This is a genomic window from Bacillus sp. FJAT-22090 (assembly GCF_007676755.1).
In the GTDB taxonomy this organism is placed as follows: Bacteria; Bacillota; Bacilli; order Bacillales_A; family Planococcaceae; genus Psychrobacillus.
Genome location: NZ_VEBK01000023.1, coordinates 1 through 15,264, shown reverse-complemented (window position 1 = coordinate 15,264; position 15,264 = coordinate 1). Strand labels below are relative to the sequence as shown.

Genomic DNA, 15,264 nt, shown 5'->3' with positions numbered 1-15,264 from the left:
ATGCGAACATGCGAATTACCATTCATAGGCTTTCGGGTATTCTTTGCGTATCATGAAAAGTTTACCTAAATAGTGTAAAATAATAGTTTGACTCATGAAATAAAGGAGAATTACTAGCATGACAGGAAAGACACACATCGTTGGCGGTATGACAGCAAGTCTTGCTTTTGCTCAAATTTCGAATTATGAACCTGCTCTGATACTTGGAGCTGGCATCATTGGTGCACTTTTACCGGATATCTGCCATGGTGGTAGTAAAATTGGGCGAACATTTCCGTTAGTTTCTAAAATTTTTCAAGCCTTATTTGGACATCGTACATTTACCCATAGTTTATTGTTTCTCGTTCTTATTGGCATTATTCTAAATTCGTTTGTCATGAATGAATCAATCACCGTGGGAATTTTGGTTGGCATGATCAGCCATTACATATTGGATATGGCAACGAAAAACGGCATTAAATTGCTTTATCCCTTTAAAGTGACAGTACGGCTTCCGATTACTACGAGAACGGGAGGAACCGTAGAATATGTAGTTTTTGCTGCTTTGTCGTTGTTAACTGTGTATTTCGGGTACGGAGCATTCGGTGAATACTTCTAAGAAAATTATGTAGGGGCTGTCTCCAAAGTTGATAAAAAATCGGCTTTGGGACAGCCCCTTTCTTGTTTTTAAAGATTGTTACGAAACTATGACGGGTGCCAGGCACCTGTAATAATCTTTGTTATAGAGCTACGATTTCTCGAACTGTTATTTGACCTAGATATCTTCCAGGGTTTGTAGAATAAGCTACTACTGTTGGGGAGGTTACTGTTGTGTCCACTATTATGCGACCAACATTACCTAATACGCCCAGTGCTAGTAGGGTATCGGCAGATGCAATTGCAACGTTTTGAGGATTTCCTGCATTCGCATCGGTGAATAAAGGAACTGATAATATAACGATTCCTAAAAGATTCACTACTTCTAAAGTAGCCGTAACTGTAGCGGTCTCATTAGCAGCATAAGCGTAAAATACACTAACAGGTAAACCAACACTTAGAAGTGGTAAAGTACCAATGTCAAAAGTACTGCGAAATGTGACAGTTTGGTCAGATGTAGAATTCGGAGACCAAATATAGGCGCTGCTTCCATCAATCAGTGGAGAAATCATTGCTGGTAGTGTTGGGACCGCAGGAGTTGGAAGAGTTCCTGGGGCTGCTGCCGTGTCTGCGATGACAACTGTATTTGCTGGAGTTGTAAACTCTTGTAATACTAAAACCATATAAATCACCTCCTTTTTATAGATTTGTGTTCCACTACACATGCTTATAGCAAGAAATCACGGACTGTTAGTTGTCCAAGATATCTGCCTTCAGAGGTAGGGGAAGTAACCGTTGTAGAAACTACAACACGTGCAGTACCTAATAGGCCAGCGGAAATTAGGGCATCACCTGAAGCAGTCGCCACATCTTGAGAATCTCCAGTGTTTGAATCATTGAATAAAGGAACTGAAAGGGTCACGATTCCTAGTAGATTTACTACTTCCAAAGTAGCGGTAACCGTTGCAGTGCCATTAGCTGCATAAGCAAAATATGCAGTGACCGGTAGTGCAAGTGACAAAATTGGTAGTGCTCCTAAGTCAAATGTGCTTACAAACGTAACTGTTTGATTTGCAGCTGCGTTTGGAGACCAAATATAAGCACTGCTATCATCCACCAAAGGAGATATCATTCCTGGTGCGGTTGGTACAGCAGGTGTTGGAAGTGACCCAGGAGGAGCTGCAGTATCTGCTGTTACTACAGTATTAGCGGGAGTTGTAAAAGCCTGTGTTGCAAGAGCCATATAAATTCACCTCCTTTTATATTAATTTGCCAATAGATTGGCATAACATAACATATGGTTAGAAAACAAAGAGAGCTGGTCCCATTCATTAGATTATGAAACTTTAAATTTTCTTTTATTATGGGTGAGCCAGGCACCTGTCATAATCTTGCTTAGTAAAAGAAGATAGTTTATAACGAGTTATGCTACTATGTGTTCATAGAGAGGATGCTGATGATGAATAGGTATATGAAAAGAGCGGTAGAATTGGCGATTGACAATGTGGAAAATGGAGGGCAACCTTTTGGGGCTGTACTTGTGAAGCGCGACGAAATAATCGCTGAAGGTGTGAACGAGTTGCATATGAAGCATGATATTAGCGGACATGCTGAGCTTCTTGCCATTCGTCGAGCCCAGGAGCTATTACAGACAAATGATTTATCCGGTTATACGATGTATGCTAGCGGATTTCCTTGTCCGATGTGCTTTGCGGCAATGAAGTTTGCCGGAATAGAAAAGATTTATTATTGTGCAACGCTTGATGAAGCGAAAACAGTAGGTCTTGGAAAATCGGCAATAATCTATGAAGATTTACAAAAACCACAAGAAACACTAGGGATGTTGCATATGAGACTTGAAGATGGAACTGTGAATCCTATGGATTTGTGGAAAGAATTCATTGAATAATTAGAAATGATTCTAGTATTCTTCTACACATTATTTATAGCTTATTCATTATAAAACAAAGGGGATGAACAAATGAGAAAGGCATTGGTATTAGGGGGAACGAGATTTTTTGGTGTGCATTTAGTAGAATCATTACTTTCAGAAGGTTTTGAGGTGACTATTGCGACGAGAGGAAACACGCAAGATTCTTTTTCAACTAGGGTGAAGAGAATCATTTTCGATCGTTTGAATTTTGAGGAGTTTAAGAGACAATGCGGAAGTGAGACTTGGGATATTGTTTTTGATCAAATTTGTTATTCATCGCAAGAAGCAATGGATGCAATTGAAGTGTTTAGAGGGAAAACGAAGAAATATGTTTTTACTTCTTCTAAGTCTGTTTACAATGATGAGAGTGGAGAAAGAGGTTTCGTGGAGGAAGATTTTAATCCATTTAAATACCCTCTTATTCAAGGATCAAAAAAGGACTTTTCGTACAATGAGGGAAAACGACAAGCAGAAGCTGCACTTTTTCAAAAAGCACCATTTCCAGTTGTAGCGGTTAGATTTCCAATCGTATTGGGGTTGAACGACTACACTAAGCGTCTCCATTTTCATATAGAAAAAATACTAGATCATCAGGAGATCCATCTCATAAATCCAGAAGCGGCTATAGATTTTATTACTGAGGATGAAGCTGGAAGATTCCTAGCATGGATTGGCCTCTCAAACTTCTCTGGACCAATAAATGCAACTTCTAATGGGAAAGTAAAATTGCGTGACATGATTGATATGATAGAAGAGAAAACTAAAACTTCTGCAATCATAACTTCTAAGCCAAATGAAATAAATGTTTCTCCTTTCAATATTTCTCACACTTGGCTAATTAGTAACGAGCAGGCTACTAGTTTAGGTTTTCCATTTTCCGATTTAGAAGAGTGGTTACCAGTCCTTGTGGGAGATATCTTAACGTCGCAGAAGGAAGTATAATCCTACCGTCCCATATTGAAGTATAACAAACAATAAGTTTTTAAAATCCCCTTTTTAATACAAACGTCGATTGAATTTTTTGTTAAAAGAAAGTAAAATAGTCACAAGGAGAATGCTTTAATCGAAGGTGGATTGGTCATTTAAACCTAGGATGATTGGATTCTTTTTGATGTATCACTGATTATTATAAAAACTTATTAAATTAGGGGAGATTAAGAGTTGAAAAAGACAAAGAGTATTGCGTGGAAATTATCGGCACTCATCATTGGATTGTTTTTAATCTTGTTTGTCACTTATACGGTGGTAACAAGCGCAACTTTATATAATCAAAGTTTGCAAGATGCGGAGAATTTAACGCTTCAAAATGCACGGTTTTCTGCTTTGGAAATGAGTGACCGTTTTAAGAAAACGAACGATATGTTACAAACTACCAAACATATTTTTGAGACGCTGCAAGCAAGTGGAAACCTTACTACAGAAGAAGTATTGGATGTAATCGAAAATAACTTAGCAAACAATGAAGATTTAATAGGGGTTGCGGCAGTGTTGGAAAGCGGAATGGTGAAAGCCGATGCAAGTACCCCTAATACTCTTTTTGACAGTGAGAATCGGTTCGTTCCCTATTTAAATAAAGAAGGAGATAAAATATCCACAAGTCAAGTAGGGGGATATGAAATAGAAGGAGAGGGAGATTGGTATTTAGTCCCTAAAAAAGAGGAAAGAGCAGTTTTAACAGAACCGTATGATTATGAAATCAATGGAGCATCCATTTCAATGACGACGATATCAGTTCCTTTAGTTACTTCTAATGGAAAGTTTTTTGGTGTTATTACTTCGGATCTATCTATTGACTTTTTAGGTGGTTTAGTTGATTCCATTAAGCCAGAGGGTGGATATGCAAGTATTATTACCGATAATGGAACGCTGACAGTCAATAGTATTAACAAAAAACTAGATGGAACAAATATGGCAGACGCCATAGACTGGAAATCGGTTAAAAATAACTTGGATAGTGGGAAACATGATAGCTTATATGTGGATTCAAAACAACTAGGAGAACAGGCCTTTAATGCATTCGCACCAATGGTTCTTGATGGAATTGATGATACTTGGTCCGTTCAACTAGTGTTGCCAAAATCTAAAATTTTAGAAACGTACAATCACATTTTGTTATTTACAATTGTTTCGGCTATTATAATGGTCATTTTAATGACGATTGCTACGGTATGGTTTATATTCCTACAATTAAAACCTTTGAAATTTTTACGGGAGTCTATTGAGACAGCAGCCGAGGGAGACTTAACTAAAAAAGTAGATGAAAAGCTTATTAAATCCGATGAAATTGGTGCTGTCGCATTAGCGTATAATAATATGCTGGCAAAAACGAACGATGCCATTCAAACTGTATTTAATTCTTCGACACTCTTAAATAAATCATCACATGATGTGCATGAAGCTTTTGACGAAATTGTTGCATCTAGTCAAGAAGTTTCGCTGGCAACAACTGAAATTGCCCAAGGTGCTTCCAAGCAATCGGAAGATACGGAAGAAACGAACTACCGAATGATCGACTTATCCAATCAAATAGATGAATTGACAGCTTTGTCCAATCAAATGGATGAGTTGTCTAATAAAACAAAAGTAACTACTGAAGAAGGAATGAATGAAGTCGTTGCTTTGCGTGAAAATAATAAAAAAACGAATGAAATGAACGAAAAAGTACGAAACCAAATAGAATCATTAACATCGAACATAGCGAATATTAGTCAAGTAATTACTTCTATCCAAAGTATCACGGAACAAACAAACTTGCTCGCACTAAATGCAAGTATTGAAGCCGCTCGTGCTGGTGAGCATGGTAAAGGCTTTGCAGTAGTAGCTGAAGAAGTAAGAAAACTCGCCGAGCAGTCTAAAAGTGAAACAGAAATTATTAAGCGAACAGTACAGGAAATTATGGAAGGTTCCAAACAAACAGTTGCTGTTATTCATTCGAATGTAGAATTGATGCATGCACAAAATGCATCTGTTCATAGCACAGAAACTGCATTTAAAGACAATAACGATTTATCCAATGCTATTGCATCCGCTATTAGCAAATTAGTCATGGAACTTTCCGATATGCTAGAACATAAAAATCAAGCTATGATGTCCGTGCAAAGTATTTCAGCTATTTCCGAAGAGACAGCGGCTTCAGCAGAAGAGGTAAGTGCTTCCGCAGCGGATCAACAAGCGGAATTAGAAAGAGTAGCTGATTCTGTCAACCACATGAATAAGATAGCTCAAGAGCTCCAAGAAGTAGTTACTCGATTTAAACTATCTTAACACTACATGAAATGAATATAAGCCAAGTCATGATTAAGTTCATGGCTTGGCTTTTTTTGACGCTAATATTATGAAAAAACAACCGATTTTGAAAAGAAATAAAACTTATTAGTTTAATGCATAGATAATGGGGTATATGTGGATGTGATGTAATTTCTAGTGAAAGTATAACAATTTTTCCAACGACCGATACAGAAGGACAATGTATTAGTCACTTTTGGTTGATGTTGTTGTAATTTTATTAGAAAAAACTTGGAAAAATATTTATTTAGGTGATTGAGTTTAGTTGTTTTTGTCAATGCTTTTTTGGAGAAGATAGTTTTTGAAAAATATTTTTTAAGGAGACTATGAGTATGTCAGAGGAAAATAAAAATCTTACAACAAGAAGAGACTTTTTAAAAACGTCAGGAGTTGCCGCTGGTGCTTTGATTGGTGGTGGATTAATCGGTGGATTGGTTGGTTATAACGTCAATGACACTAAAACGTCTACTGCCCCAAAAGGAACAAGTCCAAGTGATCATACACAGCATGCGAATGCCGGTTTCCAGTTTTTCAAGAATACTCGTGATTTCGAGGTGCTTTCCAATGCGACTGAGCGTATTTTTCCTAAAGATGATTTAGGGCCAGGAGCAATCGAGTTAGGGGTCCCTTATTTCATCGACCGACAATTAGCCGGGCAGTATGGAAGTAACTCAAGAGAGTACATGCATGGACCTTTTGCAGTAGGAGCTCCCACGCAAGGATATCAAAGCCGTTTGACACGTGCCGAAGTTTTTAAGCAAGGGATTGAGAAGTTAGAAGCAGAGGCAAATAAAAGATTTCAGAATGGATTTTCTAGTCTGGAAGGAGAGCAAATGGATGAAATTCTAACTGCTTTTTCGAAGGATGAAGTAAAAATGTCTGGTACAACCGCTGCTTTCTTTTTTAAAATGCTTCGATCTGCAACATTAGAAGGTGCTTATTCAGATCCAATGTATGGCGGGAATAATAATATGGACGCTTGGAAAATGAAAGGATTCCCTGGTCACCAAATGGCCTATATTAGTGTAATTGAAGACGAAAAATTTCAAAAAATGGAGCCAAAGTCGCTTGGCAGCATGTAAGAGGAGAAAGGGGTACTACGAATGGCTACTACATTACCAAAAGTAGATGTTGTGACAGTTGGATTAGGATGGACGGGTGGTATAATTGCTGCTGAATGTTCAAAAGCAGGATTGAAGGTTGTCGGTCTGGAAAGAGGGGAAGCTCGAAATACAGAGGACTATTTGAAAATTCATGACGAATATCGATATGCTGTTCGATACGAACTAATGCAAAACTTATCGAAAGAGACAATCACGATTCGAAATAATCGTAAAATGCCTGCTTTACCTATGCGCCAGTTAAGCTCTTTTTTGCTAGGTGAAGGACTTGGTGGTTCGGGAACACACTGGAACGGTCATTCATGGAGATTCCTGCCGTATGATTTTCAAATTAAAACGATGACAGATGAAAAGTATGGGCCCAATAAATTATCGAAAGATTATTTGCTCCAGGATTGGGGAGTTACTTACGATGAGTTAGAACCTTATTTTTATAAATATGAACAAACACTCGGTATTTCCGGCGATGATACAAATCCTTTTTGGGGAAAACGAGCACAAGCATATCCAACGCCGCCGATGAAAAAGACACCGATCTTAAAGAAATTTGAAAGTGCAACAAAAAAACTAGGCTATAACCCTTTCATGTTACCTTCCGCAAATTTATCAGAACCATATACTAATCCGGATGGTGCAACGATAAATGCTTGTCAATATTGTGGTTTCTGTGAGCGATTCGGTTGTGAATATGGTGCAAAGAGTTCTCCTGAAATAACGGTAATACCAACAGCAGAGAAGACTGGAAACTTTGAGATGCGTTTCCGAGCAAATGTAGTAGAAGTTATTAAAAACGGTAATAAAGTTACAGGTGTAAAATATTTAGATACATTATCGGGTGAGGAATTTATCCAACCTGCCGAAGTGGTTGTATTAACGAGTTATGTGATGAATAACGCTAAACTCTTAATGGTATCTAAAATAGGTGAACAGTATGACCCTGCTACAGGGAAAGGAACATTAGGTAAAAACTATTGCTATCAAATCCTTCCAGGCTCGGTCGGTTATTTTGATGATCAGATGAATACGTTTATGGGTGCAGGGGCGCTAGGTATGACAATCGATGATTTTAATGGAGATAATTTTGATCATAGTGATTTAGATTTTATTCATGGTGGAAGTATTTCGATTACACAAACAGGATCTAGACCGATTGAAACAAATCCAATACCTCGTGATACACCTACATGGGGAGCAGAATTTAAAAAGAACTCTATTTATAATTTTACTCGCACCTTAGCTGTAGGGACACAAGGGGCGTCAATGCCACATAAAGAAAATTTCCTTTCTTTAGATAGTAATTATAAAGATGCATATGGAATTCCCCTTCTTCAAATGACTTATAATTTTACCGATCAAGATAGAGCTTTGCATAAATATATAACGGGAGTAACGGAAAATATCATGAAGGAAATGGGTGCCAAAACAGTGGAAGGTAAAAACCCGATTACCGACTATGATATTGTTGGTTATCAAACTACTCATAATACTGGTGGAACCATTATGGGTGCAAGTCCTGATAATAGCGTTGTAAATCCGTTCTTGCAGCATTGGGATGCGGAAAACCTATTTGTAGTAGGGGCAGGAAACTTTGCGCATAACGGTGGCTATAATCCGACAGCAACAGTCGGGGCTCTAGCTTATAAATGTTCAGAAGCGATTCTAAAATACAGTAAAACAGGCGGATCGCTTGTTTAATGGGTAAAAGATGTTATTCCACTTGGATGAATATCCTTGGGGAATAACATTTTTCTCTTTTGATTCGACACAAAAACGACAAGTAACTGTATTTTTCGACAATATACGAGTGTGGAAAATTGATTTGTAATGGCAGTTTTGGTATTCTTGAAAACGTGAGCAATTAATATAAATAAGTATTTGGAGGGTTTTATTACATGGCAGAACGTATGGTAGGCAAGCAAGCACCACGATTTACGATGGATGCAGTATTAGCAGATAAGTCTTTCGGTAAAGTAAACTTAGAAGATATTATGAAAGAAGATAAATGGACAGTATTATTTTTCTATCCAATGGATTTCACTTTTGTATGTCCAACTGAAATCACAGCGATGTCTGATCGTTACGACGAGTTCGAAGATCTAGATGCGGAAGTTATTGGGGTCTCTACTGACACTATTCACACGCATTTAGCATGGATCAACACAGCACGTGAGGACAATGGTTTAGGGGAATTAAAATACCCACTAGCAGCAGATACGAACCACGCAGTCGCTCGTGATTATGGTGTGTTAATAGAAGAAGAAGGTATCGCTCTTCGCGGATTATTCATCATCAATCCAGAAGGTGAAATGCAATACCAAACAGTATTCCATAACAACATCGGTCGTGACGTAGATGAAACACTTCGCGTGCTTCAAGCATTACAAACGGGCGGTCTTTGCCCGGCAAACTGGCGTCCAGGTCAAAAAACACTTTAAGCCCAAGGCAAATCTGATATGAATAAAAAATGGTTCTCCATGTATCGAATCGTTCATGGAGAACTTTTTACATGTGTAGAAGGAGGAACCTCAAATGAAATTACGTACACCAATGCCTGAATTAACAGGAGCTACTGCATGGTTAAATGGAGAAGTCTCTACTAGTGAATTAGTTGGAGAAAAACCAACTTTAATCCACTTTTGGTCAATTAGCTGTGGATTATGTAAAGAAGCTATGCCAAATGTGAACGACTTCCGTGATCAGTATAAAGATGAATTGAATGTTATCGCTGTTCATATGCCACGTTCAGAAAAAGATGTGGACCTAGAGGAAATCAAAAAAGTAGCTGCAGAACATGATATTACACAACCTATCTTTGTAGATAGCGAAATGAAGCTAACGGACGCATTTGAAAACCAATACGTCCCAGCTTACTACGTATTCGACAAAGATGGCCAGCTACGACATTTCCAAGCGGGCGGAAGCGGCATGAAAATGTTGGAAAAACGTGTAAACCGAGTACTAGATGAAATGCGCAATGCATAAATAAATTGGTAAGAGATAAAGCCAAGAACATGGATGAAAAAACCAACCAGTTCTTGGCTTTTTTGTGTTACATAATTTGGTCGGTTTAGTAAGATGGTTGTACTTTACTAAAGGGTTTTAGAGTATGATGGAGGAAAGGGTTTGGAGGGATTTGTATGAAACCAGTCATTGGTGTTTCGTCGAATTTGATGGAGAAGGTACTTTCGGTATCAACGGATAATATTCATGCAGTTGCAAGGTTTGGAGGGATTCCCATCGTTCTACCTAATTTAGAGGAGGATATAATCGATTCGATTGTTGAGATGATTGATGGACTTCTTCTGACCGGTGGTGGAGATATTGATCCGACTTTATTTGGGGAGGAACCTCATACACATTTAGGAAGAATTGTTCCTGAGCGCGATATCTTTGAGATCGAGCTTGTGAAAAAAATGTTGGAGAAGAATAAGCCGGTTCTAGGAATTTGTAGAGGTGCTCAAATTTTAAGTATCGCTGCTGGTGGAGATATGTATCAAGACATTTATAGGCAATCCACAGAGCAGCTTTTGCAACATGATCAGCTAGCACCAAATTGGCATGCATCTCATTTTGTCCATGTAATGGAGGGTTCCATTTTACAAAATATTGCTGGGGTGGAAAAATTCAAGGTGAATAGTTTTCACCATCAGGCAGTGCGCAAAATTCCAAATGGATTTATGGTAAGTGGACTTGCGAGTGATGGGATTATAGAGGCATTTGAAAGTAAAAATCATTTATTTATTATGGGAATACAATGGCATCCAGAGAGCTTGCTACAAAAAGATGATATGATTTCAATTGAAATTTTTAAAAGTTTTATCGATGCTTGTTAAACGACTGTTTTTGACGGTCGTTTTTTTAGTTACTTTTGTGGAGAGAATAATTTCTCCCAAAGATAGTGATTGCCCTAATACATTATTTGTTAAAAATACTCGTTTTATTCATTCATGAAATGTCTTTTAGAGGGAAAGCTATTCCATATAGAAAAAGGAGGTAGGTAGATTTTGATTAGCTGGACTAAACTTTCATTTTTTGTATGTGTTTTTGTCTTCAGTTTTTCTTCGACTGTTTTGGCAGCGGAAAACCAATCGAGGAAGGAAGTTTTAGCAAAGCGTATGGACTACTATATTAAATATTCAAGCGATATATTGCCTTGGTATTACTTGGCTGCCATCGATCAATTTGAACGGAATATCCAAGAAGTTCGCAATGATATTCCGAAGCGAGATGGTGTGGTTGCTATTCAATTTTCAGATGATTATTGGACAGGCTTACTGAATCCTTTGCCTGATGATACGAACTTAACTTCGATTGCCTTTTTTAATGGACATGGATTGGATGGAAATCAAGATGGTATAGCGGATAGGCAAAATGACGATGATGTGATGACTACGTTAACAGGATATTTAAATCAGTTTGGGGTTTCTGAGAAAGATTTTGAAACGGCATTAAAGGAATATTATCAACGCGATGAAACCGTCAAACAAATTATGACAAATGTAGAGATTTATAAACAGTTTGAAACGTTAGATTTAGATGATCGTGCATTTCCTCTTGCGATTCAACATAATTATAGCTATCGAAGCACATGGGGGGATTCCAGAGGCTGGGGCGGCAGACGAATGCACGAGGGAACGGATTTGTTTGCTTCGTACAGTGTTCCAGTAAAATCCACGACTTTCGGAAAAGTCGAAACAATGGGCTGGAATGACTATGGTGGCTGGCGTGTCGGTATTAGGGATGTAAATAATACGTATCACTATTATGCCCATTTATCTGGTTATGAAAAGGGGATTAAAGAAGGAGATATACTGGCTCCGGGTGATGTTATTGGCTATGTTGGAAGCTCGGGGTATGGGAAGGAAGGAACATCTGGAAAATTCCCTCCTCACTTACATTACGGCATGTATAAATACAATGGACGAGTAGAATGGGCATATGATCCTTTTCCTTCCTTAAAACGATGGGAACAAGAAGAAAAAAGCAAGAAAAACAAATAGATTTAATCCAGCAGCTTCCAAGTTGCTGGATTTTATATTAATAATGAGATCCAAAAAAGATGCTGAAATAAAACGAAAGTGTAGAGCAAAAGGGTTGCACCAATTAGTATTTGTAAATATTTTTTTGGTTTAAATTGTGCAATAACATACATAAATAGAAGAGGAAGAATAATTTTAATCAAGTAAAAAGAGTAAATATTACGTTCATATATAAAGCGCATTATGGGATTTGCCTCAGAGATATGTCCATTTCTAATACCATAATCGGTAAATAGGGAATCAAAAATAGCTAGTAATAATAATAAGGATGCATAAATGAGCGGTTTATTATAAGGGGTGTCGTACAATTTTTCTTTCACTAATAATAAATTCCTTTCAATTGTCATATAACTCCTTTAATAATTCTATTATGTAGAAATTGGTATTTAATTATACGTATGGACGAATAAAAATATACTTTCACGATTATTTCCGCCTAAGTTGGGAAGTGTAAAAGTAAGATACCAACAAGTTGGAGGAATACAATGACAAAGATGAACCGGGGAATTATCACTGCGTTATCTGCAATTGGTCTAGCGCAAGGTTTAAAACTATTTACGAATAGAAAATTAACGGGAAAATGGGATTTTAAACAAGCTTTCACAACAGGTGGGATGCCTAGTTCGCATTCGGCAGGAGTGGCTGCCCTTGCATCTTATGTAGCTGCCAATAAAGGAGCAAGACATACTGAAACTGCAATTGCGGTAGTATTTGGTGCAATCGTTATGTACGATGCACAAGGAATTAGAAGACATACTGGAGAGATTGCACAGCTTGTAAATGATTTGGAAGACAAAGTGATTACATTATCGGGTGATTTTCCAAGTTTTGAATATGTAAAACGAGAAGAAGAATTAAATGAATTGCTTGGACATCAACCAGTGGAAGTAATGGCTGGTGCAATTTTAGGAACTATATTTGGAATTGTATGTGCGAAGCTAGAGGATTAAGTTTATAAGAAAAGCCAAGTCGGTGTTGGATTCCGACTTGGCTTTTTATTATAGGGTAGTCAGCATCTCCTTGTAAATTTGTGTTAGCTTGAATATTTTTATAGATAGCTTCCGTACCGTTGAATCGGCAAGGTAATCTGCTATAACGAAGTCATTGCTGTCTTTCCGACTTGGTATCCGTTATTTGTCGCTGTCTGAGTAGGTGATCGTTTCGCCATCTTCGTATTCAATTTCAAGCTCAAATTTTGTATAATCCGTCGCATCAAAAGCCATGGCTACTCTCTCAATCACTTCTTCTTTGGTCATGTCCTGTGTTAAATGTAAATCCGTAAAAACTTGTTCTAATAATGTAAATGCCGCATCTCCTTGTACGTCGGCTGCAGCACGCATATTTTTGTAAAGTGCTTCAGCTCTTGATGAGTTTCCATAGTATTCCGCTAGTATGGCATCTTTATTGTCAGGAATATTAATATTTAGATTGAAATAACGGAAGCCAAAATCGTTATCTGGATTTTCTTGTGTTATGGATTCGTCAACTGTCTTCTCTTGTTCTTTCTCGAATGCTGTCCCATTAGGTCCGTTTTCCTCAGGCTCATCATTATTATTTCCGCAAGCCCCAAGAAGAAGTACAGATGTACATAAAGCTGATGTAAGTAAAAAATGTTTTTTTGCTTGCATGTCCATGCTCCTCTCAAGATGATTGGGTATATATATAGTAAATAACCTAAAAGTATTCATATTAAACAAAAGCAAGAGTGATAGTAAATTAATATTGAGGAGTATAGGAGTTTTGAAGGTAGGCATTTTTTTAATAAAAAGGAGGTTTGACGGTTGAAATCTTGTATAATAGTATAAAAGACTTCGATGGAAACGATTAGAAGGGATGATTTAGATGATAAAACATACAGAGATAGTTTTGATAGATCAATGGAAAGATATTTGGGAACAGACTAAAAAGAAAGCGGTTTTAGTATTTAAGCATAGTACGACTTGTCCAGTGAGCGCACATGCTTATAAAGAGTTTACTTCGTTTGATTCACCTGTGGAAACTTACTTAGTGAAAGTGATTGAGAATCGTACGGTATCTAATGAGATAGAAAGTGATTTAGGGGTACGTCATGAGTCGCCACAAGTACTATTAATAGCAGATGGGGAAGCTGTTTGGAGTGCTTCTCATTGGAAGATTACTAAAAAAGAATTGACAAAAGCGCTTATATCTTTATAGAGGACGGTGAGTTTAGATGAAAGACGTACTAAAAGTAGGCCAATATTTAATTGATCATGCGGAAAAAATAACTAGAGATATTACCCATAAGGCAATAAATAACGTAGAATTTCCAGTTTCGGATGAGATGTTGGAGAAGTCGATTCAGCATAATATGGAATTTTTAGTGCTTCTAGCAGAATCATTAGAGGAAACAGAGGAAGCTGCTGCACGCGAACTAATCAAATGGAGTAAACAAATTGGTGAACAACAAGCAGCTATGTTTAGTCAATTTTCTACGATAATTAAACCTATTGCTAAAAATCGATTACTGTATTTAGAATACATCACACAAATCTCGATAGAGCATGGATTATCAATTGAAGATATAATGAAAATAAATAATCGGATTAGCTATTTAATAGATATCAGTATGATTGAAACTATTTCCGCATATGAAGCATATCGAGATTCACTAATGGAAGAAAGACAAAAAGAGATAAACGAATTGTCTGCACCAATTGTACCCATCCAAAAGGGCATTTTTGTATTGCCTTTAATCGGTATCATTGATGCATACCGTTTTCAGTACATAATAAATGATGTAGTACCTTCCATACCGAATCGTTCGATAGAGCATTTGATCATTGATTTTAGTGGTATCTTGACTATAGATTCTGAAGTAGCGGAACAGGTTTTTATACTTAATAGTGTACTTCAGCTGCTTGGGATCCACGTAATGTTTACTGGAATTCGCCCTAATCTTTCAATGGAAGTTGTGCGTGCAGGCATAGACTTTACCTCTTTCCGTACGTTTGGGAGTGTTAAACAAGCAGTGGATAGTGTGAAATAATCGAGTTGATAGATGATAATAACGTAATAAATAATAAGTAATTGCAAGAAGGCTGATTATATTTTAAAATTATTAGTCATTAATGAATATTTTGTATAAAATGAAAGAGCTACAAAGCTATTAATAGAATGAAAAGGAGGGATGATATCATGTTAACTATTTTAATCAAAATTATTATAGAAATTGGAGGCAAATGATTTTAATTTTGAAACATGTTGATTTTTAAAAGACAGGGTACTTTTAAAGTGTACCCTTTGTAAAGGACATTTTGAAAAAGGTTAGGCAACTTGTTGAAGCTGCTGT

The 15,264-nt window shown here is 37.2% G+C and carries 17 protein-coding genes and 1 pseudogene; 14 read left to right on the top strand and 4 right to left on the bottom strand.

Annotated elements, in window-relative coordinates:
• Positions 1-118 precede the first annotated feature (118 nt).
• Entirely contained in the window at positions 119-598 is a 480-nt protein-coding gene (locus FS486_RS18820; RefSeq protein WP_144513817.1) for a metal-dependent hydrolase, read from the top strand.
• Positions 599-719: 121 nt separating this feature from the next.
• Here the strand turns inward: FS486_RS18820 and FS486_RS18815 are convergent, their stop codons facing one another.
• Both FS486_RS18815 and FS486_RS18810 read right to left on the bottom strand, forming a co-directional pair.
• Positions 720-1,259 carry a hypothetical protein gene (locus FS486_RS18815; RefSeq protein ID WP_144513815.1) on the bottom strand — a complete coding sequence of 180 codons (540 nt, stop codon included), beginning with the start codon at positions 1,257-1,259 and terminating at the stop codon, positions 720-722.
• A 44-nt stretch (positions 1,260-1,303) separates the two neighbouring features.
• The gene (locus tag FS486_RS18810; RefSeq protein ID WP_144513813.1) at positions 1,304-1,819 is read right to left on the bottom strand and encodes a hypothetical protein; all 516 of its coding nucleotides are present in this window, start codon (positions 1,817-1,819) and stop codon (positions 1,304-1,306) included.
• 213 nt (positions 1,820-2,032) lie between these two features.
• Here FS486_RS18810 and FS486_RS18805 point away from each other — a divergent pair, with 213 nt between their 5' ends.
• The 10 genes and pseudogenes from FS486_RS18805 to FS486_RS18765 all read left to right on the top strand — a co-directional run bounded on the left by FS486_RS18805 (position 2,033) and on the right by FS486_RS18765 (position 11,915).
• Positions 2,033-2,485 (top strand): nucleoside deaminase, encoded by a 453-nt coding sequence (locus FS486_RS18805; RefSeq protein ID WP_313957013.1) that lies wholly within the window; start codon positions 2,033-2,035, stop codon positions 2,483-2,485.
• A 72-nt stretch (positions 2,486-2,557) separates the two neighbouring features.
• Positions 2,558-3,451 carry an NAD-dependent epimerase/dehydratase family protein gene (locus FS486_RS18800; protein WP_144513811.1) on the top strand — a complete coding sequence of 298 codons (894 nt, stop codon included), beginning with the start codon at positions 2,558-2,560 and terminating at the stop codon, positions 3,449-3,451.
• A gap of 387 nt (positions 3,452-3,838) precedes the next feature.
• Positions 3,839-4,822 (top strand): annotated as a pseudogene (locus FS486_RS20755) (PDC sensor domain-containing protein); the annotation flags it as partial.
• Positions 4,823-5,773 (top strand): methyl-accepting chemotaxis protein, encoded by a 951-nt coding sequence (locus tag FS486_RS20750; RefSeq protein ID WP_395940888.1) that lies wholly within the window; start codon positions 4,823-4,825, stop codon positions 5,771-5,773.
• Positions 5,774-6,126: 353 nt separating this feature from the next.
• Positions 6,127-6,876, top strand: a complete 750-nt coding sequence (locus tag FS486_RS18790) for a gluconate 2-dehydrogenase subunit 3 family protein (protein ID WP_144513807.1) — start codon at positions 6,127-6,129, stop codon at positions 6,874-6,876.
• A gap of 21 nt (positions 6,877-6,897) precedes the next feature.
• Positions 6,898-8,610, top strand: a complete 1,713-nt coding sequence (locus FS486_RS18785) for a GMC family oxidoreductase (RefSeq protein ID WP_144513805.1) — start codon at positions 6,898-6,900, stop codon at positions 8,608-8,610.
• Between the two features lie 197 nt (positions 8,611-8,807).
• Entirely contained in the window at positions 8,808-9,350 is a 543-nt protein-coding gene (locus FS486_RS18780; protein ID WP_144513803.1) for a peroxiredoxin, read from the top strand.
• Positions 9,351-9,444: 94 nt separating this feature from the next.
• Positions 9,445-9,897: a TlpA disulfide reductase family protein gene (locus FS486_RS18775; RefSeq protein ID WP_144513801.1), complete on the top strand. Its 453-nt coding sequence runs from the start codon at positions 9,445-9,447 to the stop codon at positions 9,895-9,897.
• Between the two features lie 155 nt (positions 9,898-10,052).
• Positions 10,053-10,748, top strand: coding sequence for a gamma-glutamyl-gamma-aminobutyrate hydrolase family protein (locus FS486_RS18770; protein WP_144513799.1), 696 nt, complete (start codon positions 10,053-10,055; stop codon positions 10,746-10,748).
• A gap of 171 nt (positions 10,749-10,919) precedes the next feature.
• The gene (locus FS486_RS18765) at positions 10,920-11,915 is read left to right on the top strand and encodes a M23 family metallopeptidase (protein ID WP_260858165.1); all 996 of its coding nucleotides are present in this window, start codon (positions 10,920-10,922) and stop codon (positions 11,913-11,915) included.
• 32 nt (positions 11,916-11,947) lie between these two features.
• On the opposite strand, the gene FS486_RS18760 is transcribed toward FS486_RS18765, so the two are convergent.
• Positions 11,948-12,301 carry a DUF5658 family protein gene (locus FS486_RS18760; RefSeq protein WP_144513797.1) on the bottom strand — a complete coding sequence of 118 codons (354 nt, stop codon included), beginning with the start codon at positions 12,299-12,301 and terminating at the stop codon, positions 11,948-11,950.
• Positions 12,302-12,439: 138 nt separating this feature from the next.
• Between FS486_RS18760 and FS486_RS18755 the strand changes: the two genes are divergently transcribed.
• Entirely contained in the window at positions 12,440-12,904 is a 465-nt protein-coding gene (locus FS486_RS18755) for a divergent PAP2 family protein (RefSeq protein ID WP_144513795.1), read from the top strand.
• A 180-nt stretch (positions 12,905-13,084) separates the two neighbouring features.
• Here the strand turns inward: FS486_RS18755 and FS486_RS18750 are convergent, their stop codons facing one another.
• Positions 13,085-13,582, bottom strand: coding sequence for a YusW family protein (locus FS486_RS18750; RefSeq protein WP_186321518.1), 498 nt, complete (start codon positions 13,580-13,582; stop codon positions 13,085-13,087).
• 214 nt (positions 13,583-13,796) lie between these two features.
• Here FS486_RS18750 and ytxJ point away from each other — a divergent pair, with 214 nt between their 5' ends.
• Together ytxJ and FS486_RS18740 are read left to right on the top strand one after the other, a co-directional pair.
• The gene (ytxJ, locus tag FS486_RS18745; protein ID WP_144513791.1) at positions 13,797-14,129 is read left to right on the top strand and encodes a bacillithiol system redox-active protein YtxJ; all 333 of its coding nucleotides are present in this window, start codon (positions 13,797-13,799) and stop codon (positions 14,127-14,129) included.
• A gap of 16 nt (positions 14,130-14,145) precedes the next feature.
• On the top strand, positions 14,146-14,961 hold the full coding sequence (locus FS486_RS18740) for an STAS domain-containing protein (RefSeq protein WP_144513789.1): 816 nt from the start codon (positions 14,146-14,148) through the stop codon (positions 14,959-14,961).
• Positions 14,962-15,264: the final 303 nt, after the last annotated feature.

Excerpts from the sequence above, each read along its gene's own strand:
- FS486_RS18770 (WP_144513799.1), top strand. The coding sequence starts at position 10,053 with ATGAAACCAGTCATTGGTGTTTCGTCGAATTTGATGGAGAAGGTACTT.
- FS486_RS18785 (WP_144513805.1), top strand. The coding sequence starts at position 6,898 with ATGGCTACTACATTACCAAAAGTAGATGTTGTGACAGTTGGATTAGGA.
- FS486_RS18760 (WP_144513797.1), bottom strand. The coding sequence starts at position 12,301 with ATGACAATTGAAAGGAATTTATTATTAGTGAAAGAAAAATTGTACGAC.
- ytxJ (WP_144513791.1), top strand. The coding sequence starts at position 13,797 with ATGATAAAACATACAGAGATAGTTTTGATAGATCAATGGAAAGATATT.
- FS486_RS18805 (WP_313957013.1), top strand. The coding sequence starts at position 2,033 with ATGATGAATAGGTATATGAAAAGAGCGGTAGAATTGGCGATTGACAAT.
- FS486_RS18800 (WP_144513811.1), top strand. The coding sequence starts at position 2,558 with ATGAGAAAGGCATTGGTATTAGGGGGAACGAGATTTTTTGGTGTGCAT.
- FS486_RS18820 (WP_144513817.1), top strand. The coding sequence starts at position 119 with ATGACAGGAAAGACACACATCGTTGGCGGTATGACAGCAAGTCTTGCT.
- FS486_RS18815 (WP_144513815.1), bottom strand. The coding sequence starts at position 1,259 with ATGGTTTTAGTATTACAAGAGTTTACAACTCCAGCAAATACAGTTGTC.
- FS486_RS18755 (WP_144513795.1), top strand. The coding sequence starts at position 12,440 with ATGACAAAGATGAACCGGGGAATTATCACTGCGTTATCTGCAATTGGT.
- FS486_RS18750 (WP_186321518.1), bottom strand. The coding sequence starts at position 13,582 with ATGCAAGCAAAAAAACATTTTTTACTTACATCAGCTTTATGTACATCT.
- FS486_RS18810 (WP_144513813.1), bottom strand. The coding sequence starts at position 1,819 with ATGGCTCTTGCAACACAGGCTTTTACAACTCCCGCTAATACTGTAGTA.
- FS486_RS20750 (WP_395940888.1), top strand. The coding sequence starts at position 4,823 with ATGCTGGCAAAAACGAACGATGCCATTCAAACTGTATTTAATTCTTCG.
- FS486_RS18740 (WP_144513789.1), top strand. The coding sequence starts at position 14,146 with ATGAAAGACGTACTAAAAGTAGGCCAATATTTAATTGATCATGCGGAA.
- FS486_RS18775 (WP_144513801.1), top strand. The coding sequence starts at position 9,445 with ATGAAATTACGTACACCAATGCCTGAATTAACAGGAGCTACTGCATGG.
- FS486_RS18780 (WP_144513803.1), top strand. The coding sequence starts at position 8,808 with ATGGCAGAACGTATGGTAGGCAAGCAAGCACCACGATTTACGATGGAT.
- FS486_RS18790 (WP_144513807.1), top strand. The coding sequence starts at position 6,127 with ATGTCAGAGGAAAATAAAAATCTTACAACAAGAAGAGACTTTTTAAAA.